Annotated in this window: 31 protein-coding genes; 25 read left to right on the top strand and 6 right to left on the bottom strand. The window is 74.1% G+C overall.

Annotation, left to right across the window (positions count from 1 at the left end; genetic code table 11):
* The first annotated feature begins 419 nt into the window (after positions 1 to 419).
* Genes EPD83_RS15610 through EPD83_RS15590 form a run of 5 tightly spaced genes read left to right on the top strand, consistent with a single transcriptional unit; the run spans position 420 to position 4,139 of the window.
* Positions 420 to 1,061, top strand: coding sequence for a hypothetical protein (locus EPD83_RS15610; RefSeq protein WP_128367148.1), 642 nt, complete (start codon positions 420 to 422; stop codon positions 1,059 to 1,061).
* A gap of 57 nt (positions 1,062 to 1,118) precedes the next feature.
* Entirely contained in the window at positions 1,119 to 1,763 is a 645-nt protein-coding gene (locus EPD83_RS15605; RefSeq protein ID WP_128367147.1) for a hypothetical protein, read from the top strand.
* Between the two features lie 59 nt (positions 1,764 to 1,822).
* On the top strand, positions 1,823 to 3,088 hold the full coding sequence (locus tag EPD83_RS15600; protein ID WP_128366049.1) for a hypothetical protein: 1,266 nt from the start codon (positions 1,823 to 1,825) through the stop codon (positions 3,086 to 3,088).
* Positions 3,058 to 3,780 carry a prepilin peptidase gene (locus EPD83_RS15595; protein ID WP_128366048.1) on the top strand — a complete coding sequence of 241 codons (723 nt, stop codon included), beginning with the start codon at positions 3,058 to 3,060 and terminating at the stop codon, positions 3,778 to 3,780. The genes EPD83_RS15600 and EPD83_RS15595 overlap by 31 nt, the downstream gene beginning before the upstream one ends.
* Complete coding sequence (locus tag EPD83_RS15590; RefSeq protein WP_128366047.1) at positions 3,777 to 4,139, top strand: DUF192 domain-containing protein; 363 nt, start codon at positions 3,777 to 3,779, stop codon at positions 4,137 to 4,139. Before EPD83_RS15595 ends, EPD83_RS15590 begins: the two co-directional genes overlap by 4 nt.
* Positions 4,140 to 4,354: 215 nt before the next feature.
* Here the strand turns inward: EPD83_RS15590 and EPD83_RS15585 are convergent, their stop codons facing one another.
* Positions 4,355 to 4,861, bottom strand: coding sequence for a hypothetical protein (locus tag EPD83_RS15585; protein ID WP_128366046.1), 507 nt, complete (start codon positions 4,859 to 4,861; stop codon positions 4,355 to 4,357).
* Between the two features lie 169 nt (positions 4,862 to 5,030).
* Between EPD83_RS15585 and EPD83_RS15580 the strand changes: the two genes are divergently transcribed.
* The 11 genes from EPD83_RS15580 (at position 5,031) to EPD83_RS15530 (ending at position 14,547) form a co-directional block, all read left to right on the top strand.
* On the top strand, positions 5,031 to 5,837 hold the full coding sequence (locus EPD83_RS15580) for a hypothetical protein (RefSeq protein ID WP_128366045.1): 807 nt from the start codon (positions 5,031 to 5,033) through the stop codon (positions 5,835 to 5,837).
* Positions 5,834 to 6,568 carry a Flp pilus assembly protein CpaB gene (gene cpaB, locus EPD83_RS15575; RefSeq protein WP_128366044.1) on the top strand — a complete coding sequence of 245 codons (735 nt, stop codon included), beginning with the start codon at positions 5,834 to 5,836 and terminating at the stop codon, positions 6,566 to 6,568. The genes EPD83_RS15580 and cpaB overlap by 4 nt, the downstream gene beginning before the upstream one ends.
* The gene (locus tag EPD83_RS15570) at positions 6,568 to 8,202 is read left to right on the top strand and encodes an AAA family ATPase (protein ID WP_128366043.1); all 1,635 of its coding nucleotides are present in this window, start codon (positions 6,568 to 6,570) and stop codon (positions 8,200 to 8,202) included. The genes cpaB and EPD83_RS15570 overlap by 1 nt, the downstream gene beginning before the upstream one ends.
* On the top strand, positions 8,199 to 8,555 hold the full coding sequence (locus EPD83_RS15565; protein WP_128366042.1) for a TadE/TadG family type IV pilus assembly protein: 357 nt from the start codon (positions 8,199 to 8,201) through the stop codon (positions 8,553 to 8,555). Before EPD83_RS15570 ends, EPD83_RS15565 begins: the two co-directional genes overlap by 4 nt.
* On the top strand, positions 8,552 to 9,883 hold the full coding sequence (locus EPD83_RS15560; protein ID WP_235950657.1) for a CpaF family protein: 1,332 nt from the start codon (positions 8,552 to 8,554) through the stop codon (positions 9,881 to 9,883). The genes EPD83_RS15565 and EPD83_RS15560 overlap by 4 nt, the downstream gene beginning before the upstream one ends.
* Positions 9,880 to 10,800 carry a type II secretion system F family protein gene (locus EPD83_RS15555; protein WP_128366041.1) on the top strand — a complete coding sequence of 307 codons (921 nt, stop codon included), beginning with the start codon at positions 9,880 to 9,882 and terminating at the stop codon, positions 10,798 to 10,800. The genes EPD83_RS15560 and EPD83_RS15555 overlap by 4 nt, the downstream gene beginning before the upstream one ends.
* Positions 10,797 to 11,702: a type II secretion system F family protein gene (locus EPD83_RS15550; RefSeq protein ID WP_128366040.1), complete on the top strand. Its 906-nt coding sequence runs from the start codon at positions 10,797 to 10,799 to the stop codon at positions 11,700 to 11,702. Before EPD83_RS15555 ends, EPD83_RS15550 begins: the two co-directional genes overlap by 4 nt.
* Entirely contained in the window at positions 11,692 to 12,882 is a 1,191-nt protein-coding gene (locus EPD83_RS15545; RefSeq protein WP_165566826.1) for a sensor histidine kinase, read from the top strand. Before EPD83_RS15550 ends, EPD83_RS15545 begins: the two co-directional genes overlap by 11 nt.
* The gene (locus EPD83_RS15540) at positions 12,879 to 13,517 is read left to right on the top strand and encodes a response regulator (protein WP_128366839.1); all 639 of its coding nucleotides are present in this window, start codon (positions 12,879 to 12,881) and stop codon (positions 13,515 to 13,517) included. Before EPD83_RS15545 ends, EPD83_RS15540 begins: the two co-directional genes overlap by 4 nt.
* A gap of 130 nt (positions 13,518 to 13,647) precedes the next feature.
* The gene (locus tag EPD83_RS15535; RefSeq protein ID WP_128366838.1) at positions 13,648 to 13,863 is read left to right on the top strand and encodes a hypothetical protein; all 216 of its coding nucleotides are present in this window, start codon (positions 13,648 to 13,650) and stop codon (positions 13,861 to 13,863) included.
* A 99-nt stretch (positions 13,864 to 13,962) separates the two neighbouring features.
* Positions 13,963 to 14,547 (top strand): pilus assembly protein TadG-related protein, encoded by a 585-nt coding sequence (locus EPD83_RS15530; protein WP_128366837.1) that lies wholly within the window; start codon positions 13,963 to 13,965, stop codon positions 14,545 to 14,547.
* A gap of 127 nt (positions 14,548 to 14,674) precedes the next feature.
* On the opposite strand, the gene EPD83_RS15525 is transcribed toward EPD83_RS15530, so the two are convergent.
* The 4 genes from EPD83_RS15525 to EPD83_RS15510 form a co-directional block, all read right to left on the bottom strand.
* Complete coding sequence (locus tag EPD83_RS15525; RefSeq protein ID WP_128366836.1) at positions 14,675 to 15,292, bottom strand: hypothetical protein; 618 nt, start codon at positions 15,290 to 15,292, stop codon at positions 14,675 to 14,677.
* Positions 15,293 to 15,300: 8 nt separating this feature from the next.
* Positions 15,301 to 16,362: an OmpA family protein gene (locus EPD83_RS21000; RefSeq protein ID WP_322095796.1), complete on the bottom strand. Its 1,062-nt coding sequence runs from the start codon at positions 16,360 to 16,362 to the stop codon at positions 15,301 to 15,303.
* Between the two features lie 129 nt (positions 16,363 to 16,491).
* A complete protein-coding gene (locus tag EPD83_RS15515) occupies positions 16,492 to 17,058 on the bottom strand; it encodes a hypothetical protein (RefSeq protein WP_128366835.1) in 567 nt (188 codons plus the stop codon).
* A complete protein-coding gene (locus tag EPD83_RS15510; protein ID WP_128366834.1) occupies positions 17,055 to 17,849 on the bottom strand; it encodes a hypothetical protein in 795 nt (264 codons plus the stop codon). The genes EPD83_RS15515 and EPD83_RS15510 overlap by 4 nt, the downstream gene beginning before the upstream one ends.
* A gap of 134 nt (positions 17,850 to 17,983) precedes the next feature.
* Here EPD83_RS15510 and EPD83_RS15505 point away from each other — a divergent pair, with 134 nt between their 5' ends.
* The 9 genes from EPD83_RS15505 (at position 17,984) to EPD83_RS15465 (ending at position 25,108) form a co-directional block, all read left to right on the top strand.
* Positions 17,984 to 18,391: a hypothetical protein gene (locus EPD83_RS15505; RefSeq protein WP_128367814.1), complete on the top strand. Its 408-nt coding sequence runs from the start codon at positions 17,984 to 17,986 to the stop codon at positions 18,389 to 18,391.
* A 106-nt stretch (positions 18,392 to 18,497) separates the two neighbouring features.
* Positions 18,498 to 19,976 carry a hypothetical protein gene (locus tag EPD83_RS15500; RefSeq protein ID WP_128367815.1) on the top strand — a complete coding sequence of 493 codons (1,479 nt, stop codon included), beginning with the start codon at positions 18,498 to 18,500 and terminating at the stop codon, positions 19,974 to 19,976.
* A 26-nt stretch (positions 19,977 to 20,002) separates the two neighbouring features.
* Positions 20,003 to 20,518 (top strand): hypothetical protein, encoded by a 516-nt coding sequence (locus tag EPD83_RS15495; RefSeq protein ID WP_165566825.1) that lies wholly within the window; start codon positions 20,003 to 20,005, stop codon positions 20,516 to 20,518.
* Positions 20,518 to 20,880 (top strand): hypothetical protein, encoded by a 363-nt coding sequence (locus tag EPD83_RS15490; RefSeq protein ID WP_128367817.1) that lies wholly within the window; start codon positions 20,518 to 20,520, stop codon positions 20,878 to 20,880. Before EPD83_RS15495 ends, EPD83_RS15490 begins: the two co-directional genes overlap by 1 nt.
* Positions 20,881 to 21,007: 127 nt before the next feature.
* Positions 21,008 to 22,402 (top strand): hypothetical protein, encoded by a 1,395-nt coding sequence (locus EPD83_RS15485; RefSeq protein ID WP_128368514.1) that lies wholly within the window; start codon positions 21,008 to 21,010, stop codon positions 22,400 to 22,402.
* A gap of 2 nt (positions 22,403 to 22,404) precedes the next feature.
* Positions 22,405 to 23,061, top strand: coding sequence for a hypothetical protein (locus EPD83_RS15480; protein WP_165566824.1), 657 nt, complete (start codon positions 22,405 to 22,407; stop codon positions 23,059 to 23,061).
* Complete coding sequence (locus tag EPD83_RS15475) at positions 23,058 to 23,528, top strand: hypothetical protein (protein WP_165566823.1); 471 nt, start codon at positions 23,058 to 23,060, stop codon at positions 23,526 to 23,528. Before EPD83_RS15480 ends, EPD83_RS15475 begins: the two co-directional genes overlap by 4 nt.
* 38 nt (positions 23,529 to 23,566) lie before the next feature.
* Positions 23,567 to 24,208 carry a hypothetical protein gene (locus tag EPD83_RS15470; protein WP_165566822.1) on the top strand — a complete coding sequence of 214 codons (642 nt, stop codon included), beginning with the start codon at positions 23,567 to 23,569 and terminating at the stop codon, positions 24,206 to 24,208.
* Between the two features lie 318 nt (positions 24,209 to 24,526).
* On the top strand, positions 24,527 to 25,108 hold the full coding sequence (locus EPD83_RS15465; RefSeq protein ID WP_165566821.1) for an ArsR/SmtB family transcription factor: 582 nt from the start codon (positions 24,527 to 24,529) through the stop codon (positions 25,106 to 25,108).
* 10 nt (positions 25,109 to 25,118) lie between these two features.
* On the opposite strand, the gene EPD83_RS15460 is transcribed toward EPD83_RS15465, so the two are convergent.
* On the bottom strand, positions 25,119 to 25,486 hold a 368-nt coding region (locus tag EPD83_RS15460), incomplete at its 5' end, for a hypothetical protein (protein WP_165566820.1).

The following is a 25,486-nucleotide window of genomic DNA, read 5'->3' as shown; positions in this document are numbered from 1 at the left end:
CGCCCCCGTCGACGGCGCCCGCGTCCGGCCCGGGGGCGTCCCCGCCCGCCCCGCCGGGTCCGGGGCCGGCCGCACCCCGCCCGGCGGCCGCCGGAGCGACCCCGGAAGCGACTACCGAGGACCCGGCGGCACCCCCACCGGGCCCGACGACGTACGCGCCGGCACCCTCCCCGCCGGTGTCGCCGCCGGCCCCGCGGGACCCCGGGCCGGACGAGGACGCACCGGGACCGCCGCCCCCGGGCACCGCACCGCCGACGAGGACCCCGCCTCCCCCCGGCGCCGTGCCCTGGCGCCGGCCCCGGACCGGCGCCTGAGCCACGCCGCCACGCGGCGGGCGTCCCGCGCGGGCCGCACGACGTGCCCTCCGTCATCCGCGCGTGGCAGGGTGTGGGACTCGACCACCGCTCGGGGAGGCACGGATGGAGCAGCCGCAGGTGGCCCGGCAGGGGCCGCGCACGTGGGTCGTCGTGGCCGTCACGCTCGGGGCGGTGCTCGGCGCGGCCCTGCTGTTCGTCGCGGGGCTCGTCACCGGCATCGCCGTCAGCGGGTCCACCCAGGGCACCGCCGCGGCGCCCGTCCCGGTCCCGGGTGGCGGGTCGACCTCCGGCGGGACCGACGGCGGGGCGTCCGGAGGGTCCGGCGGGTCCGGGTCGCTGGACGACTGCCTCGTCGGGACGTGGCGGACCGTCGAGCACTCCGAGAGCGCGAAGACCGACCAGGGCACGGTGACGATCAGCGGCGTCGACCGCACCCTCGAGATCACCGCCGACGGCACCGAGACCGTCACCTACGGCTCGACGCCCGCGCAGGTCGCCACCGACCAGGGCGAGGGGCAGGCCGTCTACTCCGGCACCGTCGTCTACGGCGTGCGCACCGACGGCGGGTCGATGTCCTTCGACCTGCGCTCCTCCGACGGCACGCTCACCGTCACCGTCGCCGGGTCGGACCCCAAGCAGCAGGAGCTGAAGCCCGGCGCCGGCTCGGTCTCCTACACCTGCGACGGCGACCGCTTCACCCAGGAGGCCACCGGCTACCGCTCGGTCATGGAACGCGTCTCCTAGACCCGCGACCGTGGCGAGGCCCGGCGACCCGCCGGGCACGCCGGTATCCTCGGGGCCATGTGGCACGGGGGCGACGGCCCGGGGGAGCCCCCCACGCGCGGTGCCCTCCGCCGCACGATCCCGCTGGTCGCCGTGACCGTCGTCGCCGTCGGATTCGCCGCCGGCTGCTCCTCGGACGAGCCGTTCGCCGGGTCGGACATCCGGCCCACCGCCAGCCCGTCGGCCAGCGTGACCCCCGTCCCGCAGCGACCGGTCGGCAGCCGCGAGGTCACCGGCCGTGGCTGGTCCATGGCCGTCCCGGGCCAGTGGGAGGAACGCCGCCGCGCGGTCTCGACCGGCGAGGTCGCGCGCTGGAGCGAGCCCAGCGTCGAGGGTCCCGCCCGGACGGCCGTCTCCGTCGTCGTCGAGACCAAGCCGTCGACCCCGCTGCTGGAGCAGAGCTACCGCCTCGAGCAACGGCTGCGCGAGAACGACCGCACCGTGGTGCGGTCGGCGGCCCGCGGCCGCGACGCCGAGCACCCCGGCGTGCTCGTCCAGTGGACCGAGAACTTCCGGGGCGACGAGCAGCGCCGTGAGGTCTGGCAGCTCTTCCTGCCGGGGCCGGGCGGCGAGATCGTCAGCGTCGTCGGGTACGCGCCGGCGGACGAGTTCGCGACCTCGTCGGTCCCGGAGGTCATGGGGACCGTGGAGATCGGGACATGAGGCCCCGGTGGGCCCTGGGACCCTCGCGGAACCGCCGCCGTCGCGGGCACGATGGCGGGGTGACGCCACCCACGGACCGCCGCCTGCCGCTGCGCGGGGAGTCCGGCCTGGCGTCGCTGGAGTTCCTCGGCATCATGCTCGTCGTCGGCACGGTCATCGCCGCCGTCGCCTTCACCGTCAGCGGGCAGCGCACCGCCACCGAGATGACGTCGGCCTTCTGCGGCATCACCGGCGGGCAGGGCTGCGGCTCCGGCGGGACGGGGGGCGAGGGCTCCGGTGGCACCGGCGGCGGCATCGACGGCCTCGGGGCCGGCGCGGCGCAGTGCGTCGGCGCCCCGAGCGGAGCGGCCGGACCGGTCCGGGGGACCGTCCCGGCCGGGGGTGGACCGGGCGGCGGCGACCTGGCCGTCGCGATGATGGGCGACGGCACCTTCCGGGTGTCCGGCGCCGCCCCGTCGGGTGCCGCGTCGCGCACCTGGGCCGGCCAGAGCCTCGGGGACGCCTCGAGCGGGCTCGAACCGTTCCTGCTCGGCGGCGGGTCGCAGGTGTGGTCGGCCTCCTCGCCGTCCGCCCTCGCCGGCCTGCTCTCCGCCGACCGCGAGCAGTCGTGGGGCGACGCCGTCGTCGGCGACGGCACCGGGGCGGTGAGCGCGGCCCTGGACTCCGCCGTCGGCCTGCTCGGCGGCACCGAGGGCCTTCCCGCGCCGACGGCGGTCTACACCGACACCAGCGTCCAGGCCGGCCTCTCGCTCAACGCCTACGACCAGACGGTCGCGCTCGACGCCGGCGGCGAGGCCGTCGGCACCCTCACCTACGACGACGGGTCGACCACCGAGTACGTCGGTGTCTCCGAGCGCACGGGTGGCACGGAGGCCGCGTCCGACCTCGTCCCCATGCTGCTCGAGGTCGACCGCGACCCCGCGGGCACCGTCCTGTCGGTCCGCACCGTCACCGACCGCGACTTCACCCCCACCGGACCGAGCACGCCGTCCGGCTCGCTGTACGTCACCCACCTCGACACCCGGGGCGGCGGCCAGGACCAGGTCCTCTCGGCGCTCGCGTCCGCCGTCGGGTCCAGCAGCCTCGGGGTGCCGGCGACGACGAGCACCGGCTCGCCCGAGACCTTCGCCCGGGCGTCCACCGCGCTCAAGAGCGCCGCGACGGCCAACGGCTACGTCACCCGGCAGGACCCCGCCGGCGTCGTCGTCGTCGACGATCCGAACGCGGACCCCGTCGAGGCCGGGCTGGCCCAGGTCGTGCGCTCCTCGCCGCCGCAGGCGTGGGACGGGACGGGGTGGGTGCCCCGCTCCTCGGGCTGCGCCTGATGGTCTGGCTGCTCCTCGCCGGTGGTGTCGCCGCCGGCCTCGCCGCCGGTGCGCTGCTCACCCGCCACCTCCGGGGCCGCACCTACCGCTACGACGACGAGACCGACCTCCCGCTGCGCGGCACGCGGTGGGTGCTGCCGGTCACCGCCCTCACCCTCGGGCTCGTCGCCGCCGGGCAGGTCCCGCCGCACCCGGCGCTCGGCGTGCTGCTCAGCCTCGCGGTGCCGGTGCTCGTCGGGCTGTCGGCCATCGACCTCGACACCCGGCGCCTGCCGGACCGCTGGACCTACCCGGCGGCGGGGGTCGCGCTCGTCGGGCTCGGTGTCGTCGCCCTCGTCGACGGGTCGGTGCGGCCGCTCGTGGCCGGCGTCGTCGGGGGCGTCGCGCTCGGGGCGTTCTACCTGCTCAACGTCGTGCTCGGGGCGTTCGTCGGGTCCGGTGAGGGCATGGGGCTCGGCGACGCCAAGCTCGGCGTGGTCCTCGGGCTGCTGCTCGCCCCGCTGTCGGTGGCGCACGTCGTCGTCGCCACCGTGCTCGCCTTCCTCTCCGCCGGGGCCCAGGCCCTGGTCATGCTCGCCCGGCGCCGGGCCGGCCGGGGGTCGAGCCTGGCGTTCGGGCCGCACATGGCACTCGGCGCCGGGGTCGTCCTCGCGGCGCCCGGCACCCTCGCCGTCCTGCGGGGTGGGGCATGACCGAGCAGCGGCCGCGCTTCGGGCCGGGCGGCCGCCGGCTGCTCGTCGACGGCCGCGACGTCGGGCCCCTCGCCGTCGCCGACACCCCGGCGGACCGCCGCCGGGGCCTGCTCGGCACCTCGGGGGTCGACGGCGCGCTGTGGATCACCAAGTGCCCGAGCGTGCACATGGTCGGGATGCGCTACCCCATCGACGTCGCCGTCGTCGACCGGACCGGCCGGGTCCTGCGGGTCGCGACGCTGCGGGCCTGGACCGGGATGACGATGCCGCGCCTGCGGGCCACCGACACCATCGAGGCCGCCGCCGGCTCGATGGCCGCGTGGGGCGTCGCGAAGGGCTCCGTCCTCACCGTCGGCTGACTCCGCCCCCGCCCGTCGTCGTCCGCGCGCGACGGGTGTGACGTGCGTGGGCCGTTGTGGCGCAAGGGGTCCCATGGGGTCGGCGGACCCAGGGCACTGGGTCCGGAATGGGTCCTCGCACCCGCGAACCGCGGGCTCGGCCCGATTACCGTGAACGGCATGTCGACCACGTGCGCCCGGGTGCGCCCGGCCCGCGCGGAGGGGCGGGGCCGGACTCAGCCGAGCCCGCGGCGCAGGCCCCGGGCCCTGGGGTCCACGAGGGCCGCGAGCCCGAGCAGGGCGACCCCGCCGACGACGATCGAGAGCGGGTACCGGGAGGGTCCCGCGTTCGTCGAGAGCACCCAGACGATGGCGTCCTGCATCGCCGGGCCGTCGCACATGATCCGGTCGGTGTCGCCCGTCGACCCCACCCGCACGCTGGCCTCCAGCGAGGTCTGCGCGACGACGCGGGTGCCCAGCCGGTCCGGGTCGGCCGGCGTGCGCAGCGCGCGGTCGCCCTCCTGGGTGTACAGCGTGCAGCCCAGCTGCGTCGGCCCGGGGACGGACCCGTCGCGCAGCGGAGCGGCGAACAGCGTGCTGCCGGCGTCGAACCACGGGCTGCGGCCGACCAGCGCGGTCTCGCCGTCGAGCAGCTGCTGCGGCGCCGGGCGGTCCATCGACCACGCGATCACCCCCACCACGACGGCCCCCAGCCCCAGGACGGCGCACAGCGCCCCCAGCACGAGCGCGACGGAGTGCGAGCGCCGACTGTTCGTCCGACGCCTGCGTCGCGCCCGTCTCGAATTCTTCCCCATCGTCACTCTCGTTGGTCGTGCCGGAACCCGCCGGGTAAACTCGCGCGGGACCACGAGCCGGTGGTCCACCCCGGGGGAGTCGCAGGAGAGCCTACGGATGTCGCTGTCTGTCTTTGTCCTCGACCCGTCGCGCGCCGCGGACGAGGTCGTCGACTGGGGCTTCGGGGCGGACACCGCCCTCGTGGCCGGTCACCTCGCCGGACCGCAGGTCGCGGCCCGCCTGCGCGAGACGTCCGGCGAGGACCCGCACCTGGTCCTCCTGCACCGTCCGGCCCAGGCCGCCGACGCCGCCTTCCTCGCCAACGTCGTGTCGGGCGCCGTCCCCGCCGTGCCCGTCAGCCGGCTCCAGGTCGACTCCAGCCTCCTCGCCGCCACCGTCATCGGCCTCGAGGCCGCCCACGTCGAGGGCGAGGGCGACGTCTCCCGGCTGGCCCGCATCGAGCACACCCTGGCGCGCGGGGTGGGCGGGGCCTGGCTGAAGCGGGTCACCCGCCTGGACAGCCCGAGCCCGTCCTTCGGGCAGCACCTGCGCTCCATCGTCCCCGGCGGTGCCCGGTTCGTCGCGCGCTGCGGCACCGAGGGCCGGGTCGAGCGCGCGAGCGCCGGGGGCTACACCGCGCAGGGCGAGGAGCAGCTGGTCGTCGGCGCCGAGGCCGACCACCCCGGCGCGCGCCAGCTCGCCGCCTGGTTCGGGTCCGACGACGTCGTCCACGTCCCGCCCGTGACCTCCGACGCCAAGCGCCTCTACGGCAACCCGGGCGTCGAGTTCGTCGTCGTCCGCGAGGTGCTCGAGCCGCCGGGTCCCGGCCGCGGCCGCTGTCGGGTCTGCCGCGACACCCTGCACGCCGAGGTGTGCCCCTACTGCCACGTCCGTTCCCAGCCGCTCGAGGTGCCGTCCGCATGAACCCCCGCCAGCGCCGAGGACTCCTCTTCGTCCTCGTCTCGTTCGTCGTCGCGGTCGGCACGTTCTTTGCCGTGTCCGCGTACGTCGCGAACGTCAACTCGCAGGTGGGCTCGCGCGTCACCGTGTACCAGGCGCGGCAGGCGATCGAGGCCTACACCCCGCTCGGGCCGGACAACATCGAGGCCGTCGAGGTCCCGGAGCGCTGGGTCTCGAAGTCCTCCGTGCTCTCCCTCGACGAGCTCCAGGGCCGCCGGGTCGGCTTCCGGCTCAACCCCGGGACGACGGTCAGCTCGGACATGCTCATCCCCAGCAGCTCGCTGTCCTCCACCGAGCGCGAGGTCGCCGTCAACGTCGACTCCGTCACCGGCGTGGCCGGCCGGGTCCGTCCGGGGGACCGGGTCGACATCTACGCGGTCTTCTCCGAGGTGCCGGGCCTGCCGAAGTCGGTCCGCATCCTCGTGCGCGACGTGCGCATCGTCTCCATCGCCGGCGAGCAGACCGTCACCCAGCAGAGCGCTACCTCGGGCACCTCCGAGCAGCGGGTCCTGCCCGTGACCCTCGCGCTCGAGCCCGAGCAGGCGCTGTCGGTCACCTACGCCGCCGCGTTCGCCAGCGAGGTCCGCCTCGTGGCCCTCCCGAACGACGTCGGCACCAACCGGCAGGGCGAGCCCAACGAGTACGACGCCAGCGAGCTCGGGGGCAAGGCCGTCCGGGAGAAGGCGAACAACTGATGCGCATCCTCATCGGCATGTCCAACGGGACCATCGAGTCCGACCTGCGCTCGCTGCTCGACGAGCTCGACGAGGCCGAGGTCATCGGCGTCGCCCAGTCCAGCAGCATGGTGCTCGACTACACCTCGCGGCTCGAGCCCGACCTCGTCCTGCTCCACGAGCACCTCGGCCCCGAGCCGGTGGTCCAGACCATCCGCGACCTCGGGGCCCGGCACCCGAGTGTCGCCGTCCTCGAGGTCTCCGGCGAGCGCACGCCGACCACGGTCATCCGGGCCATGGAGGCCGGCGCCCGCGGGGTCATCGCCCACCCCTTCGCGTTCGACGACCTGTCGGCCAAGGTGACCCAGGCCCACGACTGGTCGCGGCAGATGAAGCGGATCCTCGCCGGCGCCATCGCCCAGGCCAGCTCGGCCCGCGGCAAGGTGCTGGCCTTCGTCGGGGCCAAGGGGGGCGTCGGCACGACGACCCTGGCGCTGCACCTCGCCGTCGACCACCTGGCCGCCAACCCCGGCCGGCGGGTGTGCGTCGTCGACATGGACCTCGAGAAGGGCGACGTCAGCGCCGTGCTCGAGGTGCGGCAGGCGGTCTCCATGGCCGACCTGGCCAAGGTCCACCAGGACCTGTCGAGCACGGCCGTCAACGACGCCGTCGTCCAGCACGAGTGCGGGCTCGACCTGCTCCTCAGCCCCGCCGACGTCCGCCTCGTCGAGATCATCACCGCCGAGGCGCTGCGCCCGGTGTTCGCGCTCCTGCGCCGCGAGTTCGACCTCATCGTCGTCGACGGCGGCGGGTCGGTGTCGCCCAGCCAGGCCACCGTCGTCGAGCTCGCCGACGAGACGGTGGTCGTCACGACGGCCGACGTCCTCGCCGTGCGGGCCATGCGCAAGCGCATCCTCGCCTGGGAGGCCCTCGGGGTCACCGACGAGAGCGCGCTGCGGGTCCTCGTCAACAAGGTCGACCGGACGAGCATCTTCCCGGCCAGCGCCGTCGAGCAGCTGACCAGCGCCACCGTGCTGGAGTCGAAGATCCCGCTCTCGGTGCGGGCGCTGGAGCCCGCGATGAACGAGCGCGACCCGCGCGCCGTCACGGAGGTCGCCTGGTGGCGCCTCATGAGCGCCGTGCGCGCCGAGCTCGAGCTCGAGAACGCCGTCACCACGAAGGAACGCCGGACCAGGGGAGGGGCCATGCGTCCACCGGAGAAGACCGCCGAGGCCGAGGAGACCGCGCCGCGCGAGCAGGAGGTCGCCACCGCGGCGGCCGCGGCTGCCGCCCCGGCACCGACCGGTCGCCGACGACGGCGCGAGAAGGGGCAGCTCGCGCTCGAGAACGTCGTCATGCTGCCGCTCATCTTCTTCATCGCCCTCGCCGGGTGGCAGATCCTCGCCATCGGGCTCACCTTCGTCATGTCGGGCAACGCCTCGCGGGTCGCGGCCCGGGAGTACTCGATCACCGGCAGCACCTCCAGCGCCCAGGCCGAGGCCCGGCAGCGCTCGCCCTGGGCCTTCGACGACCTCACGGTCTCGGCCAGCGGGGACTCGGTGACGGTGAAGATGCAGATCCCGGCGGCCGGCCCGGCCGCGCTGAAGTTCCCGCAGAGCCTCAGCTCCACCCGCTCGGTGGTGGACGAGCGATGAGGCGCCGTGTCGCGTCGGCCGCCGAGCGGGGCACGGCGTCCCTGGAGTTCCTCGCCCTCGCCCCGATGGTGATGGTCGTGGCGTTCATGACCTGGCAGCTGGCCGTCGGCGGGTGGGCCGCGGTGTCGGCGAACGAGGCCGCCCGGGCCGCGGCGCGGGCCGCGACGGTGGGCCAGAGCCCGGACGCCGCCGCGCAGGACTCCCTGCCCGCCGGCCTGAAGGACCACACCCTCACCGGGGGCCGGTCCGGCGACGGCTACACCTACACGGTGTCCGTGGCCGTCCCCGCCTTCACCGTCCTCGGTCTGGACCCCGTGGAGCGCACGGTCTCCATGCCCGCGGAGAACCCGTGAGCCGCTCGTACGGGTCCTTCATCGGTGACCCCGCCGCCGCGAGCCGGATCGGCACCCAGGACGACTCGCTCATCTCGACCTTCCGCCGGCTGCTGCTGGAGGAGGTCGACCTCGGCGAGCTCAGCCGGCTCGAGCCCAGCCAGCGTCGGGCCCGCCTGGAGCGGGTCATCGCCCACCTCGTCTCGCGCGAGGGCGTCATCCTCAGCCAGAGCGAGCGCAACCTGCTCGTCCGCCGGGTCGTCGACGAGGCCGTCGGGCTCGGTGTCCTCGAGCCCATCCTCGCCGACCCGACGGTCAGCGAGATCATGATCAACGGCCACGAGACGATCTACGTCGAGCGCAGCGGCCGGCTCGAGCTCTGGCCCACCGGCTTCACGAGCGAGGAGCAGCTGCTCCAGACCATCGACCGCATCGTCTCCACCGTCAACCGGCGTGTCGACGAGTCCAGCCCGATGGCCGACGCGCGCCTCCCGGCCGACGCCCGCATGCCGCGCGGCGCCCGCGTCAACGTCGTCCTGCCGCCGCTCGCGCTCAACGGCCCCACGGTGACGATCCGGCTCTTCCCGACCGCGATCTCGCTGCCGCGGCTCATCGAGTGGGGCTCGCTCAACGCCGAGCTCGCGGAGCTCCTGCGGGCCTGCGTCGAGGCCCGGCTCAACGTCGTCGTCTCCGGCGGCACCGGCTCGGGGAAGACGACCCTCCTCAACGCGCTGTCCTCCTTCATCGCCCCGAGCGAGCGGATCGTCACCGTCGAGGACGCCGCGGAGCTGAGCATGGAGCAGCCGCACTGCATCCGCCTGGAGACGCGGCCGCCCAACGTCGAGGGTCGCGGCCAGGTGACGATCCGCGACCTCGTCCGCAACTCGCTGCGCATGCGCCCCGACCGCATCATCGTCGGGGAGTGCCGCGGGGGCGAGGCCCTCGACATGCTCCAGGCGATGAACACCGGCCACGAGGGGTCGCTGACCACCGTCCACGCGAACAGCCCCGACGACGCGCTCTCCCGGCTCGAGACGCTGGCGACGATGTCCGACGTCGAGGTGCCCTTCCACGCCATCCGCGACCAGGTGAACTCCGCCATCGACCTCATCGTCCAGCTGCAGCGGCACAGCGACGGCTCGCGCCGGGTCACCGACACCTCGTACCTGTCCTCGCGCCGGCAGGAGGACTTCCGGCTCGAGCCCATCGTCACGTGGGACCCGCTGCACGTCGACGACGTCGCCCGCACCCGGGGCCGCTTCGTCGTCCACCCGGTGCCGGACGGTCTGCGCCGGCGGCTCGTCGAGGCCGGGGTGCCGCTCCCCGCGTTCATGGAGACCCCGACGTGATCATCGCCATCGTCCTCGGCGCGATGCTCGCGTCGGTGCTGGCGCTGGTCGGGGCGCGCGAGTTCGCCCGGGCCGCCCGCGAGCGGCACGTCGCCATCACCGGGGCCGAGAGCGGCCTCGGGGACGACGAGCCGAGCACGCTCGAGGTCTTCGACGGCTGGTTCCGCCGCACCCGACCCGGCCGCTGGCTCGTCCGCGAGCTCGACGTCGCGGGCATCGACCGGCGGCCGTCGGTCGTCTTCTTCGGCGGGGTGCTGCTCGGGGCGGCCATCGCCGTCGCGCTGTGGACGCTCCTGGCGCCCCTCCTCGGCGTCTTCGGCCTCGTCCTCGGCGCCGTCGGGGTGCGCCTCTACCTGCGCCGGGCCCGGGAACGGCGGCGCGAGGCCTTCGTCGGCCAGCTGCCCGAGCTCGCCCGCGTCCTCGCCAACGCCAGCTACGCGGGCCTGTCGCTGCCCACCGCCATCGCCATCGCCGGCGACGAGCTCGCCGAGCCCGCCCGCACCGAGCTGTCCCGGGTCGCGACCCGGCTGCGCTTCGGCGCGCCCCTGACCTCCGCCCTGGACGACCTGCGCGAGCGCGTGGGCTCCCGCGAGACCTCGGTCCTCATCTCCACCCTCGTCGTCGCCTCGCGCAGCGGCGGGTCGCTCGTCACCGCCCTGCGCGACATCGCCGAGACCCTGGACCAGCGCAAGGAGACCCGCCGCGAGGTGCGCACCGTCCTCGCCCAGCCGGTCGTGACCTCGTACTTCGTCATCGTCCTCGGCGTCGTCATGCTGCTCATGCTCAACCTCATGCAGCCGGGCACCGTCGACAAGATGACGCGCCAGCCGCTCGGTCAGGGCGCCCTGGCCGTCGCCTTCGCCATCTTCGGGGGCGGGTTCTACGCCATCCGGCGGATCACCCGGATGGACATATGAGCTGGCTCGTCGGCGCCGTCCCGGGCATGGTCGCCGCGGTCGCGATCTACCTGTTCCTCCGCGGCTACCGGATGATGCGCACCGACCCGGCCACCGACCTCGCCGTCGAGGACCTCGCGCTGCTGCAGGGCGCGACGAAGACGCGGGCGCGGTCCCAGGGGCCGCTCGGCGCCCTGTCCTACCGGCTGGCCCCCCGGGTGCGGGTGCTGCTCCCCCCGAAGACGGTGCTCTGGCTGCGCCGGCAGATCGACCTCGCCGGACGGCCCTCGGGCATCGACGTCGACTCGGTCATCGCCCGCGGCGTCATGTGGTTCCTCATCATCTCGCCGGCCATGGTCATCTTCGTCCTCCAGGCCCGGGTGCTCCCGGTCCTCATGGCGGTCGCCGCGATCTTCGTCATGCCGCTGGCGCGGCTCTCGGCCATGGGCCGCAAGCGTCGCGAGCAGATCGACCGCGACCTGCCGGACTTCCTCGACGTCCTCGCCGTCACGGTGAGCGCGGGCATCGGCTTCCGCCAGGCGCTGGCGGTCGTCGCCGAGCGCTTCGGGGGTCCGCTGTCGGAGGAGATGATGACGACGCTGCACCAGATCAGCACCGGCGCCAGCGTCCGCGGGGCCTTCCGGGCCATGCGCGAGCGCAACGCCTCGGAGTCCATCGAGGAGTTCACCACCGCCTACCTCCAGGCGGAGGAGCTCGGGGCGCCGCTGGTCGACACCCTCAACCAGATCGCCGGCGACATGCGGCGGGCCTCGGCCCAGCGCTCCCGCCAGAAGGCCGCCGCCCTGGCTCCCCGGGTCACCCTGCTGACCACCGTCGTCATGGTCCCGGGCGCGATGGTCCTGCTCGTCGTCGGTCTGTACATCGGTGCCGACCTCGACTTCGGGTCCTTCGGTGGTTTCTGAGGGCGGAGCCGTCCTCGCGGCCCCCTTGCGGATCGCCCAGGTGGCCTTCCTCGCCCGGCTGGCGATCCTCTTCGTCCTCGCCGGCGTGTGGGCCCTGCGCGGCGACGGGCTCGCCGCCTCCGGGGTGGTCCTGGCCGCGGCCCTGTCCTACCTCGCCGTCAGCTCCGCGCGGTTCCGCGGGCTGCTCACCCGGCACCCCATCGTCATCCTCGTCGACGCCCTCGTCGTCGCGGTCGTCGTCGGGGTCGTCGGGGCCGCCACCCCGTTCTCGCTCGCCCTCGGCACCTCCGCGCTCGTCGTCGGGCTCTGGCTGCCCTTCGTGCCGGGGCTCATGGTCCTCGCGCTGCTGCTCGCGACCCACCTGGTCCTGCTCACCGGCGAGACGCTGGACGACGACGGCGTGAGCGCCTTCGTCCTCGTCATGCCGGCCGTCCTGCTCACCCTGTGGATGCTCGGGCTCGCCATCCAGCGCTCCGGGCGGGCCGAGGCCCGGGCCCAGGCCTCGTTGCGGGACGCGATGGCCGCCGCCGCCACGGCCCAGGAACGCAACCGGATCGCCCGCGAGATGCACGACACCGTCGCGAAGTCGCTCCAGGCCATGGCCCTGACCGCGTCCAGCATCCCGCGCCACCTCGAGCGCGACCCCGGCGCCGCCCGCGCCCGCGCCGGCGAGCTGGAGCAGGACTGCCGCGAGGTCATCACCCAGGTCCGCTCGCTCATGAGCGAGCTGCGCGAGCCCGCACCGTCGGTCCCGTTCTCGGAGTCGGTCGCGCAGGTCGTCGACGAGTGGCGCAGCACGACCGGCCGGCGGGTGACCACGCGGCTGGAGCCGGTGGAGGTGACCGACGGGCTCGTGCGCTACGAGCTGCTCATGGCGCTGCGCGAGGCCCTGCACAACGTGCACCGCCACGCCGGACGCTGTGCCACGAAGGTGGCGCTGACCGTGGACGAGGAGCGCCTCGTGCTCACCGTGGCCGACGACGGCTCCGGGGCCGACCCCGAGACCGTCGGGCTGGCCCCGGAGCGCGGCCACTTCGGCGTCGCCGGCATGCGGGAGCGTCTGCAGCAGGCCGGGGGCCACATGGAGCTCACGAGCAGTCCGGGACGAGGCACGACGGTGGCGTTCTCCGTGCACCGCCGCGGCCTCGTCGAGAAGAGCCAGGAGAGGGGAGAGACATGACGTACACGGTGTGCATCGTCGACGACAGCGCGGTGATGAGGCGGGGGATCCGATCCCTCGTCGAGACCGACGACGACCTCGAGATCGTCGGCGAGGCCGGCGACGGGGACGAGGCGCTCGTGCGGGTCCGCGAGACCGAGCCCGACGTCGTGCTCCTCGACGTGCGGATGCCCTCGCGCGACGGCCTCTCGGTGGTCCGCGAGCTGAGCGAGCTCACGCACGTCCTCATGCTGACCTTCTCCGACGAGGACGACGTCATCCTCAGCGCGCTCGAGGAGGGCGCCGTCGGCTACCTCGTGCACGGCACCTTCGACGCGGACGGGCTCGGGGCCATGGTGCGGGCCGCGGCCGAGGGCATCGGGAGCCTGTCCGGGCCCGCCCTCGCCGCCCTGCGCCGGGGCCGGTCCGGCTCCGGCGCCCCGGCACCCGGACGCAGCCGGTTCGACCTGTCCGAGCGGCAGGCCGAGGTCATGGACCTCATCGCGGCCGGCCGCGGCAACGGGGCCATCGCCAAGGAGCTGTTCCTGTCCGAGAAGACGGTGAAGAACCACATCAACCAGATCTTCGCCAAGCTCGGGGTCTCGACCCGCGCCGAGGCCATCGTCGCCTGGCTGGGCACACGGACCGAGTCGTGATCGGGCCTGCGCTGGGTCCGCGATTGGGCCCCCGGGCCCTGTCCGGGTCCGCCCGGGCCGCCTAGTTTTGTCCATGTCAGGCCGAGGACCGCAGGGTCTCGGACACCGGGGATCAGACCAAGGAGACACCATGACCCACCAGCTCGCCGCTCGTTTCACCGCCCGCACGACCGTCCTGCGTGACCGCCTCGAGGCGCGTCGCGAGGCCGGCCAGAACTCGCTGGAGTACCTGGGCATGGCCCTCGTCGCCGGCATCGTCATCGCCGCCATCGTCGGTGTCGTCAACAGCGGCGCGGTCGGCCCGAAGATCACCGAGGCCTGGAACAACATCATCAAGGCCAACTGATCCGGAGCATCGTCGGAGCCGGCCCCGGGGGCCTGCTCCGACGATGCTGTGTGGTCCCGGGGACGGACCCCCGGGGGGTCGGACAGGGAGGATTCGGGGATGGAGCGCACTCGTCGCCACGAGCAGGGCCAGGCGGTCACGGCCGTGGCCATCACGGCCGTGCTCGTGCTCGTCGGCGCCGCCTTGAGCATCGTCTACAGCTTCGGGCGGGTGTCCAGCGAGGCCAGCAAGATCCAGTCCGGCGCCGACGCCGCGGCGCTCGCGGGGGCCCAGCAGGTCCGCGAGGAGGCGCACGGGAAGATCATCAGCTCGCTGCACTCCCACCACAGCCACTGGTCCTGCGGGGACGGGCAGGGGCGTGCGTCGTCCTTCGCCGCCCGCAACGACACCCGGATCGTCCGCTACTGCTACTACCCTCTCGCCGACCGCGTCGAGGTCACGGTGCGCAGCGACTTCGTCACGAAGACGGGCCAGCAGGAGGAGGCCACCGCCGTCGCCGAGACGGGCCGTCGGCTCGACGGCTGCGTGGTCGTCGAGATCCCCGGGTCGACCGTCGGCTACGAGACGACGGCCGACTGCGGGGACATCGAGGTCAGGGTCTTCGTCGACACCTCGGGCAACGCCACGCTCATCAGCCCGCCCGGGCACATCAAGGACGAGTTCGAGGTGACGCTGCGCGAGTGACGCCACCTCGCACCACGGACCCCTCGGGCCCGGTCGCCGCCGCAGGGGGCAGCGACCGGGCCCGAGTCGTGTCCGGGGGCCGGGAAGCGCGGTGGGGGTGCGCTCCCGCAGCGTCCGGGCGCCGCGCTCAGCCGCCGGCGGTGGGGGCGTCCGTGACGGGCACCTTCACCGACGAGAACCACGGGCTCTTGAGCGTGACGGTGCTCGTCCCGGCGGGCAGCGGCGGGTAGAGGGCGGACTGGGGAGGTCCCTCGGCGCCGGACTTCAGCGGCAGCAACGGGTTGGACAGCGCCGACCAGCCGTCGTTCTCCTTGTCGAAGGAGACGACCGAGTACTCCTTGCCGCCCGTCACCAGGACGGGGTAGCGCTCCCAGAACCGGACGTTGGCGTCGTTGGTGTTGCTCGACGGCCCGCCGGTGACCCGCCAGACCAGGAGGGTCGAGGCGTCGCTGCGGGTGAGCCGGTAGAAGGTGAAGGTGGCCCCCCGGAAGGTGGACCCGGACCGCGCCTTCGTCGTCGCGATCTGCTCCAGACCCGAGGCGCCGTCGAGCAGCTCGGCGGACCGGTCCTGCAGCGTCGGCGACGGGCTGGCGGTCGAGGACGGCGAGCCCGACGCCGACGCGGACCCGCTGGCGCTCGCGCTGGGGGTCGGGTCGTCCGGGCCGTCGTCGCCGGTGCAGCCGGCGAGGAGTCCGGCCCCGAGGGCGATCGTCAGCAGACCGGCGGCGTGGCGGCGGGTCGTCATCGCGGACCTCACTTCGGCAGGGTGATCGTCACCCGGCGGTTGAGCGCCCGCCCGGCGGCGGTGCTGTTGTCGGCGATCGGCTCGCTCTCGCCCTTGCCCACGGACCGGATGCTGATGCCGCCGGGGAGCCGTGGCTCCAGGGCCCGGGCGACGGCGGCGGCCCGCCGCTTGGACAGGTCGAGGTTGTAGGCGTCCGAGGCGTTGCTGTCGGTGTGGCCCGTGACGGTGATGGAGCCGGAGGACCCCGCGGCGGTGATCTGCCGCGCGGCCTCGGCGATGACGCCCCGGGCTCGGGAGGTCAGCGTGGCCTTGTCGGTGGCGAAGAGGACCGAGGTGTCGAGGTCGATCTCCTCGCCGCCCTTGCGCGTGGCCTTGGTGACCTTCTTCTTGACGTCCTTGACCTGGCTGCGCAGGTCGAAGACCGCGCCCTTGGCCCTCACGACGTCCGAGAGCCGCGTGGTGTCGACCGCCGGCCAGCCGGTGCCGACGGCCGGCGCGGCCTCGTCGGACACCGGCTCCAGGAGCCCGTCCTCGACGGGGACGGACTGCACGAGGGCCGAGCCGACGAGGACGTCCACCGTCGAGATGTCCTGCGGGACCGGGGCGAGCAGCACCCAGCCGACGGTGGCCTTGCCCAGCTCCTCGGCGGGCGCCATGAGGTCGGCGACGGGGGTGCCGATGCACGGCACGGCGGCGTCGACACGCAGGGCGCTGTAGGCCAGGCTCGTCGAGACGTCGATGGCGGCGGCGGTGCAGCCGAGCCCGGTGGCACCGCCCTGGTTGAGGACGTAGTTGTTGCCGTTGCCGTAGGAGTTGAAGAAGGCGTTCCCGCCGCTCTGGTCCTCGGGGCGCAGCCCGAGCGAGTAGTACAGCACCGTCGCCCCCTCGACCCGGCGGACGCCGTGCACGGTGAGGACGGCGAGGCGGTCGTCGGTGACGTTCCCGATGAGGGCCTGCCCGAGCACCGGGACGCCCTCGACGGTGGGCAACGGGGCCGCGGTGTCGGCGTGGGCGGGCGCCCCCAGGGACAGGGCGGCGGCAGCCACGACCGCGGCAGCCAGGGTCTTCATCGCGTGGTTCCCCCTCGTCGGCGAACAGATCCGAGCGCCGATGCTACCCACCGGCATCGCGCCGACGGGTCTCGGGTACGTCTCGTTCGGGACGCGGAACGGGCACGGTCGAAGGCCGTGCCGGGGGCGTCAGCCGCGGGTGACCGGCACGGTGACGTCCTCGAACCACGGGGAGGTGAGGGTCACGGAGGTGGTGTCCCGCGGCAGCGGCGGGTAGAGGGCGCCCTGCGGGTTGGGCTCGGCCCGCATCGCCCGCATGTCGACGCACACGCACTCGGTGCCGCCGGTGGAGGTCTCGTAGGTGAGGACCGAGTACGCCTTGCGCTTGGTGCCGAGCACAGGGAAGTTCCGCCACTCCGCGACGTCGAAGTCGGAGCCGGCCGACAGCGTCCGCGGGTGCGTCGCCGACCAGACGACGAGGGTCGAGCGGGCCGACGCCTCGACCTTGAGGATGGTGAACGTGGCGCCGGAGTAGGAGGAGTCGTCCCGCGCCGGGGTGCTGGCGATGGCCCGGGTCTCGGGGACCTCGAGGAACTCCGCGGTGGGCCCGGCGTCGGTGGGGGTCGGGCTCTTGGCCAGGGTCAGGGAGGGACTGGACGTGGGGTCCGGCGGCGAGGCCTCACCCGTGCAGCCGGTGAGGGCCACCGCGAGGAGCAGGCCGGCCACCGGGGTGACGCGGCGCCGCAGCCGGGTCACGACGGGCTCGCGCTGGGCGACGGCGAGGCCGACGCGGACGGGGAGGACTTCGGCGCGGGCGTCGACGGCTTGCGCTTGCCGACGTGCTCGACGAGCTTCTTGACGGTGTAGTCCTTCCGGGCGCCGCCGACGGCGAGGGTGTCGATGGTCGGCCAGCCGCTGCCGACGACCGGCGCCTCGTCGTCCACCGTCGGCTCCAGCAGCCCGTCCCCGACGGCGACGCCGGTGACGAAGGCGCTGCCGATGAGGACGTCGACGGTCCGCAGCTTCTCGGGGATGGGGGCGAGCGCCACCCACTGCACGACGGCCCGGTCCGACAACCGCACCCGGTCGGCCTCGCTGACCGGGGGCGGTGCGGCGACGGCCCTCCCGGCCGCGGTCCGCAGCGCGGCGTAGGACCGGCGGTGCGGGACGTCGATGACGGCGGCGGTGTCCATGAACGTCGCGCCGGCGGAGGCCTGGAGGGTGCCGTAGGTGTCCGGCCCGGTGCCGTAGTCCGTGACGGGCAGCAGCTCGGGGTCGGGGGCGTCCCCGGCGAACCCGACGGAGTAGTAGAGGATCGTCGCGCCCTGGATGCGGCGGACGCCGTGGACGCTGACGACCATCGTGGGCGGGCGCTCCTCGCCCTGGCCCAGCGCGCCGACGGCCGCCTGGCCGAGGACCGGGACCTCGCGGTCGACCGGCACGTCCTTCGGCAGGGCCCCCGCGGTCCCGGGCACGCCGACGGCCACCACGCCGAGCACCAGCCCGGCGACGAGGCCTGCACCGCCCCCGCGACGTCGTCCCACCACGCGCCCGAGACTACCCGGGCGCGGAGGGGCCCCCGGTCCGATCGGTGCAGGCGGCGGCCGCGCCGTCGCGGCTCGTGCGAGGATCCCCCCACCGCCGGCGGCCGAGGGACGGCCCGGCGAGGGAGGAGCAGCCGGTGGTGCGGGGCATCGTGTGGAGCGTCCTCGGTGCCGTCGTCGTCGGGGCGCTTGCGGGCGTCCTCGGCACGATCGGGCTGAGCGTCGGCGCGTCCGGCCTCAGCGTCGGCGGGTCCGTCCTCGGGCGCAGCGTCCTCACCCTCGTCGCCGTCGCGTTCCTCGCCGTGCTGCTCGCCCGGCGCGGTCCGTGGCCCTGGCTCGTGCCGCCGCTCGGCGTCCTCGCCGCCGGCTACGCCCTGGACCCGCTCACCTGGACCGTCGGCGCGGACGCCGGCGGGGCGCTGTTCGGTCGCTGGCTCACCGGGTCGGTGCCCGTCGGGCTCGTGGTCGACCTCCTCGTCTGGCTCGCCGTGGCGGCCGGCGCGGCCCTGCTGGGGCTGCGGACGCGCGAGGACGCCTGGGACTGAGCGGGTCCGCACGTGGGCCCGGGACCGGGCCCGCGGACCCTTCAGCCACCCACCCGGGCGTCCCTAGCGTGTGGCCCACGAGACCGCAGCTCCGGGGAGGGGACCGATGGACCGCCGAGGACCGGCGCCGGCACGGCGCCGTGAACGCGGTGCGTCCGGCGCCGAGTACGTGGGCATCGCGCTGCTCGTCGGCATCGTCGTCGCGGGCGTCGTCCTCGTCGTCAACTCCTCCTCGGTGACCCCGCAGATCCAGCGCGCCTGGTGCATGATCACCGGCGGCCAGGACTGCGCCGCGGGGACGGAGGCGGGGGAGGACGAGGACGGCCAGGACGACGACGACTTCGAGCCGGAGAAGTGCCGCATCCACGAGACCGGTGACTCCTACAGCTCGGTCATCCGTATCGGCTTCATCGAGATCGGCGAGAACGCGGGCTTCGTCGTCACCGAGTACAGCGACGGGACCGTGACGATGATGGCGACGAACGGGTCCGAGATCGGCGCCACGGGCGGCTTCGGCGCCGACGCCGCGTGGGGGCAGCTCGAGGCCGGCGCCAAGGTCGACTTCGGCGGCGGCGTCACGTTCGACTACGGCAGCACCTGGCAGTTCGACTCGATGGACCAGGCGCGGGCCTTCCGCCAGCAGCTCGACGACTACCTCTTCGACCAGTGGTCGCTCACCCACCCGGCGTGCGCGATGGGCGTGTGCGTGCCCCGTCCGACCACGGGCGCCGACCCGCCGCCGGTGCCGTCGACGACCTTCGGCGGGATCTCGCTCACCGGCGAGGTCAACGCCCAGCTGGGGATCTCGGCGAGCACCGGCACCGCGCCGCTCACCCAGGCGCAGATGACCCAGCAGCAGGTGTCCGCGGCCCTCGGCGGCGACGCGAGATGGACGGTGACCAACGACACCAAGGGCACGACGGACGACGTCCGGGACGACACCCGGACGTACACGACGAACCTGTCCCTCAACTCCCGCCTGACCAGCCAGATCACGCTGGCCACCGGCGGGTCCGGCTCGGTCGTCGGGATGACGCTGTCGATCACCAAGGACGCCGACGGCCGGATCGTCCAGGTGAGGATCGCCTCGACGAGCGAGGTCACCGGCAGCAGCGGCGGCACGGCCGGCGGGTCGGTCGGCACCGGCTCCGGCGACGACTCCAGGGGCGGCGGCGGCAGCGTCAGCGACACGACCACCGACGGCGACGTCGTCGTCACCGAGACCGTGCTCCGGCTCGACCCGAGCGACGCGGCGAACCAGAGGATCGTCACCGACTGGCTCGGCGGCACCGGCGACTTCGCCTACCCGGGACTGCTCTCCCTCAACGCCGTGGACCCCTCCGTGGCCGACCCGGACGACCCGTTCGCCATGCTCATGCACACCGACGCGACGAGCAGCAGCGTCGCCTACGACAAGGTCAGCGACGTGCAGGCCTTCGCCCTCAACGTCAAGTTCGGCCTGGCCTTCGGCGCCGACTTCACGATGGAGAGCAACGAGACGACCGCCACCGAGGCCACCTACCTCGGGGCGCCGCAGCCGGACGGGACACGCCCGGTCATCCCCTACGAGGCGTGCGTACAGTGACGCCTCGACACGAGAGAGGTGTGGTCATGGGCGTGCTGCGCGCAGGGGCGCTGGCGGTGCTCGCCGGGGCGCTGGTCCTCGGCGCGGGCGGGTGCTCGGGGCCGGACGACGGTTGGACCGAGGTCGAGGTCGGCCACCTCACCGCGCAGTACCCGTCGGACTGGACGGAGGAGCCGCCGACGGGCGACGTCTTCACTAAGCGCTTCGTCGGCCAGGACATGGAGATCCAGATCTCCGGCCGGTTCAGCGAGGACCCCAGCGCGTCCGCCGCGTTCGGCCGCCTCGACCTGCCGGCCACCGTCGGGCTCCGGGGCTACTCCTCCGGCGGCACGCAGAACGCGACGGTCGAGGGCGCCGACACCGCGCTGCGCAGCGACTACACCTTCGAGGACGAGGGCACGACCAAGCGCGGGGTGTGGGTCGTCGCGGGGCAGTACCCCTACCCGGCCACGGCGGTCGTGTCGATCAGCGGCGCGACGCTGGACCCGCAGGTCGTGCAGCACGTCGTCGACACCCTGACGTTCACGAAGACCGCCGGCTGATGGGGCGCGCCGTCCTCGCCGCGGTCGTGGTCGACGTCGTCGTCGTCCTCGTCCTCCAGAAGCTGCTGCTGCTGCTCCAGGTCGTCACGGTCCCGGCCGCCGCCCTCGTCGCCGGGGTCGTCCTGGCGGCACTGGCGTCCGAGCGGGAGCGGGTGCTCGTCCCGGCCGCGGTCATCGGGGCGTCAGGCACCCTCGTCGCCATGGTCCTGCTGTCGGCCCAGGGCACGCCCGTGCTGTCCTCGGTCTACCTCGCCGGCTGGGTGGTCACCCTGCTGCTGGGCGCGGGGGTGGGGGCGGGCGGCGCCTGGCTGGCCGGCCGCGTGGCCGAGCGCAGCTCCACCGACCCGCGGACGCTCCGCTGACGGGTCGGCCGACCCACGCCGGTCGGCCGCGAGGGATGGGCCCGGAGTTGGGCCCGGAGGCCCTGATCCGGGGCGGCGGTCCTGGCTAGGCTCGCCACGAGCACGCACGGACGGGGACGGGGACGGGATGAGCGAGGCGCGAGGCACGGTGACGCGCGCGGTCCGCGAACGCGGGGCCGGGGCGCTGGAGTACGTGGGCGCGGCGCTCATCGCGGGCGTCGTCATCGCCTCGGTGGTCCTCGTCGTGTCGCCGGTGTCGGTGACGGTGCAGATCCAGCGCGCCTGGTGCCTCATCACCAGCGGCCAGGAGTGCCCGGGCGGCTCCGGTCCGGACGTCGACGCCGCCCTGCCGGACTGCGAGACGACGAACACCGCCTACAAGGGCGAGGTCGAGGGCACCGCCTTCAGCGTCAACCTCGGCGTCAACGGCAGCGCGACCATCGCGCAGGTCCGCAAGGCCGACGGCGACACGAAGTACACCGTGAGCTTCGCCGGGGGCGGCAAGGCCGGGGCGCACGTGATGTTCGGCGAGAAGGGCGAGTTCGGCCTCGGCGAGGGGCTGAGCGCCGGCGCCAAGGCCGCGTTCACCGCGAACGGCGGGGTCACCTTCGAGTTCGACAGCCAGGAGGCGGCGAACCAGTTCGTCAAGGACACCGCCGTCGAGCTCGCGAAGCGGTCCGCGTCCTCGACCACCGGGTTCGCGAGCCCGCTCGTCAAGTGGGGCCTGGACAAGGTCACCGGCACCAGCTACGACCCGCCGCCGCCCACGTCGTACTACGTCGAGCTCGGCACGAAGGGCTCGGCCGACGCCGGGGCCAGCGCGGGCCTGTCGGCCAAGGTCGGCGTCGACACCAGCCAGGCGCTCGGGGTGAAGGTCACGCCCGGTCGCACCCCCGGGGAGAGCGCGTCGTACACGTACTACTTCAAGGCCAGCGACTCCCTCGTCGGCGAGCTCGGGCTCGCGGGCAAGGGCTCGGCCGAGGGGCAGGTGGCGCTGACCTTCAAGGACGGCCAGGCCACCTCGGCGCAGATCGACGTCGCGGGCGACCTCACCTCCAGCATCCTCGGCGGGGGCAAGGTCGGCCAGGGCATCCCCTTCGGCCCGAACGCCATCGCGAAGACGAAGCTCGGGATCACCCCGTCCGCGGTCGTCAAGGGCAAGGCGACGCTGAAGCTCGACCTCACCAACCCCGACAACATGAACGCCGTGGCGGACGTGCTCAACAGCACGGGGCTGCCGGTCCTGCCGAACAGCGGCACCGGGACGAACCCGAACCCGGTCGACGCCGTCTCGGCCCTCGCCGACCGGTTCACCCAGGCCGGGCCGCTCGGCGGGGCGTCGTTCACGGCGCAGCAGTTCGAGGGCGAGTCCGGGGAGCTGAGCGTCGGCGCCTTCGCGGGCGACCTGCTGGCGTTCGGCGCCGGCGGCAAGGTGTCGGTGACGCAGCTCGACGCCACGAACGCCGCGTTCTACGACCCCGCCGTCGGGGGTATGGTGCTCTGGCGCCGATGCGGAGGGTGATGATGCGACGTCTGGCCACGGGGGTCCTGGCGAGCGCCGTGCTCGTCCTCACCGGGTGTTCCGGCGGGTCCGACGACGGCGCCGGCACGGACGGCAGCGGGAAGGACGGCACGTCGATGGGCTCTCCCTCCGGCGGCTCGGGCGACTCCGGCGGTGCGGGTGCGGTCGAGGGCGAGCGGTCACCGGTCTCGGTGGCCTCGGTCGTCGTCCCGGCGGCGCTGACCTTCGAGCGGTCCGAGAACACGAGCGACCCGGAGCTGGACGAGGTGACCTGGACGGCCACCCCGGCGGGCGCCGCGGCACCCGTGTGCCGGATCGTCCTCGGGGTGCAGAGCGCCTTCCCCGGTGACGTCGACGCCTACCGGCAGTACCTGTCCGACGTGCTGCGGCTCGAGGACATCCGCGACGACCCGGACGCCCCCGAGGACACCGAGGGCGTCGTGGCCCAGGGGTCCGGTGGTGCCGGCACCGAGACGGACCCGACGTGGACCTCGGCCCTGCGCACCTGGGTGACGCCGGGCAGCACGAAGATCACGGTGAGCGTGACCGGGGCCGACTCCGCCGCGGACTCCTGCGACCCCGAGGCCGTCGTCGCCACCCTCACCTGGGACGGCAGCGAACGTCCCTCCGGCGCGTCCGCCACGCCCTCCGAGGCATGACGCCCGAGGGCTTCCCGGTCGTGGCCGGTGTCCTCGTGGCGGCCGGCATCGGCATCGCCGCGTCCGTCGTCGGCGTCGTCGGGGTGGCCGTCGGGCTCGGGTCGGGTGAGGCCGGCAGCGGGCTGTCCTCGCTGCTCCTCGTCGGTGCCGCGCTGCGCACCCTGCTCACCCTGGCGGTCGTCGCCGCCGGGGTCTTCCTCGGGACGCTGGCCACGGGCCGGGGATCGGTGCGCGGATGGGTCCTGGCCGCCGTCTGCGGGATCGTCCTGGACGTGTGGGCATGGGGCGGGAACGCGCTGTTCGCGGCGGCCCTGCTGAGCGGGGGAGCCGCGGACCAGGGGGTGATCGTCCGACTGCTCGGGTTCGTCGTCGACCTCGCCGTGTGGGGGCTCGTCGCCGCCCTCGTCGCGCGGGTCGGGCTCGCCGCGGGCGAGCGCCGTCGGCACGGCGTCGGGCGGCTGTCGTGACGCCGCGCGGGGCGCTCGGGCGGTCCTCCGAGGCCGGCGTGTCCGGCGTCGTGGTCGCCGTGGGGGTCGGGGTCGTCTTCCTCCTCGTGCTCGTCGTGGGTCTCGTCGGGCTGTTCCTCGTCCGGCTCGGCCAGGACGCCGCGCCGAGCACCGACGTCGCCGTCACCGCCACGCTCACGCCGGTCGACGGTGGGGTGCGCGTCCACGCCGAGGTCACCCCGGTCTCCGGGTCGCTGCCGGACTCGCTCCGGGTGCCGGACGAGGTGGTGCAGCAGGACCTGGCCTCCGAGACCGGACCGCCGGTGTCGGTGGGGGCGCGCTCCCCGGTCACGGCGCTGCGCGTGGACGGCCGGGAGGTCGACCCCGGTTCCGAGGTCGACGTCAGCGGGTCCCGGCTCGTCCTCGACTACGAGGTCGGCGCCCAGGACCCCGGCGGGCACCGGGTGGCCTTCTCGCTCCTGGACCTGGAGTCGCTGCGACCCCGGCAGGCGGACGTGACGGTCGAGGGCACCCCGGTGTCCTGTGCCGTCCCCGTGGGCTACCGCTCCGGCGACCAGTCCCGGCTGTGGACCGAGCCCTGCTCGGGCCCGACCGTGCGGGTGCAGAGCGGCGTGCCGGACCGGCCGGGATACTCCCGGCTGGCGATCCCGGCCTGGGTCCTCGTCGACTTCGGCCCCTGACGACCGGCTCCGACACGGCAGAGAGGCCGGACACCCTCGCGGGCGTCCGGCCTCTCTGTCGAGCGAGCGGGTCAGCAGACCTGGCAGTGCACGCCCTGCGGGCCGCCAGTGGTCGCTGCGCTCGCACCGGCGGCGGGCACGGCGACGAGGACGGAGAGCAGGCCGAGAACGGCGAGAATGCGACGCATCTGAGTGGTCCTTTCGGAGGTGGTAGAACTCAGCCCATTTTTCCTCAGATCGCGGCACCACAGCGAGGTGAGTGATACCCGGTGCACATTGTGCGGAGAGGCCAGGACCGCGAGAACCTAAGATCTGACAGTGACCGCAGAGCACCTCCGACACCTACATGCTCTGGCCGATCCGTCGCGGATCGACCTGTTCGAGCAGTTGAGGGTGCGCAACCGCCCCATGTCCACAGGCGAACTCGCTCGTCTGGTCCCGCATGCGCGGCGCGGGATCCAGTCCCACCTCGCCGTCCTTGCCGAAGGGGGTTGGATCGAGCACCTCCGCGGGGAAGGCCGTGCCGCTGTGTGGCAGGCGACTCAGAGGACTGTGCGGTGGTCCACGACGGACAAGAACGACCCCTCGGTGGCGCAAGCAATCGAGGACGCCTACTGGGTCGCCGTGCAGCGGCGCGTGAACCGGATCCGCAACTACGACGCAGAGCGGCAGACCGGGCGGTGGAGTGACAGTTGGCTAGACGCTGCCATTGGTCGTGATTACTCGTTGTGGCTGACTGCCGAGGATCTCGCAGACCTGGACGATGAGCTGGCGGGACTTATGGAGCGCTTCCGCGCACGCTCGAACGCGCATCGCAAGCGCTTCGAGACGGACCCACCCGCAGATACCGAGATGGTCTTCGTCGTCCTCACTGCCTTCCCGCTCTCGCAGGAGACCTGAGCCGCCCGGCTCAGGGGCGCTGGCCGCGGACGAGCATGGTGAGGCGGTCCAGCTCGAGGTCGAGCTCGCGCTGCACCCGGGCCCGTGTCGCGGGGTCGACGAAGTAGTCGAGGGGGATCCGGACGCAGGCGCGGGCGCTGAGCACCTCGGCGACGGCCCAGAGGATGCTCACGCGGGGGTCGGGCTGCGTGCCCTGCCGGATGCGCTGGATCTGCACGTGCGGGGTGGGGCCGCGGACCTCGGACACGGCACGCGCCAGGTGGACGTTGTTGTCCAGGTCCTGGAGGGTGCCGTCCGGTCCGACCCACTTGACCGTGGTGAGCAGCCGGTTGAGGGCGGCGGCGATGTCGGGCGGAGCCTGCGGATCGTCCGGACCGG

The organism is Phycicoccus flavus (assembly GCF_004025965.2).
Lineage (GTDB): Bacteria > Actinomycetota > Actinomycetes > Actinomycetales > Dermatophilaceae > Phycicoccus > Phycicoccus flavus.
The sequence above is the reverse complement of the archived record's forward strand: the minus strand, read 5'-3'. Positions and strand labels throughout refer to the sequence as shown.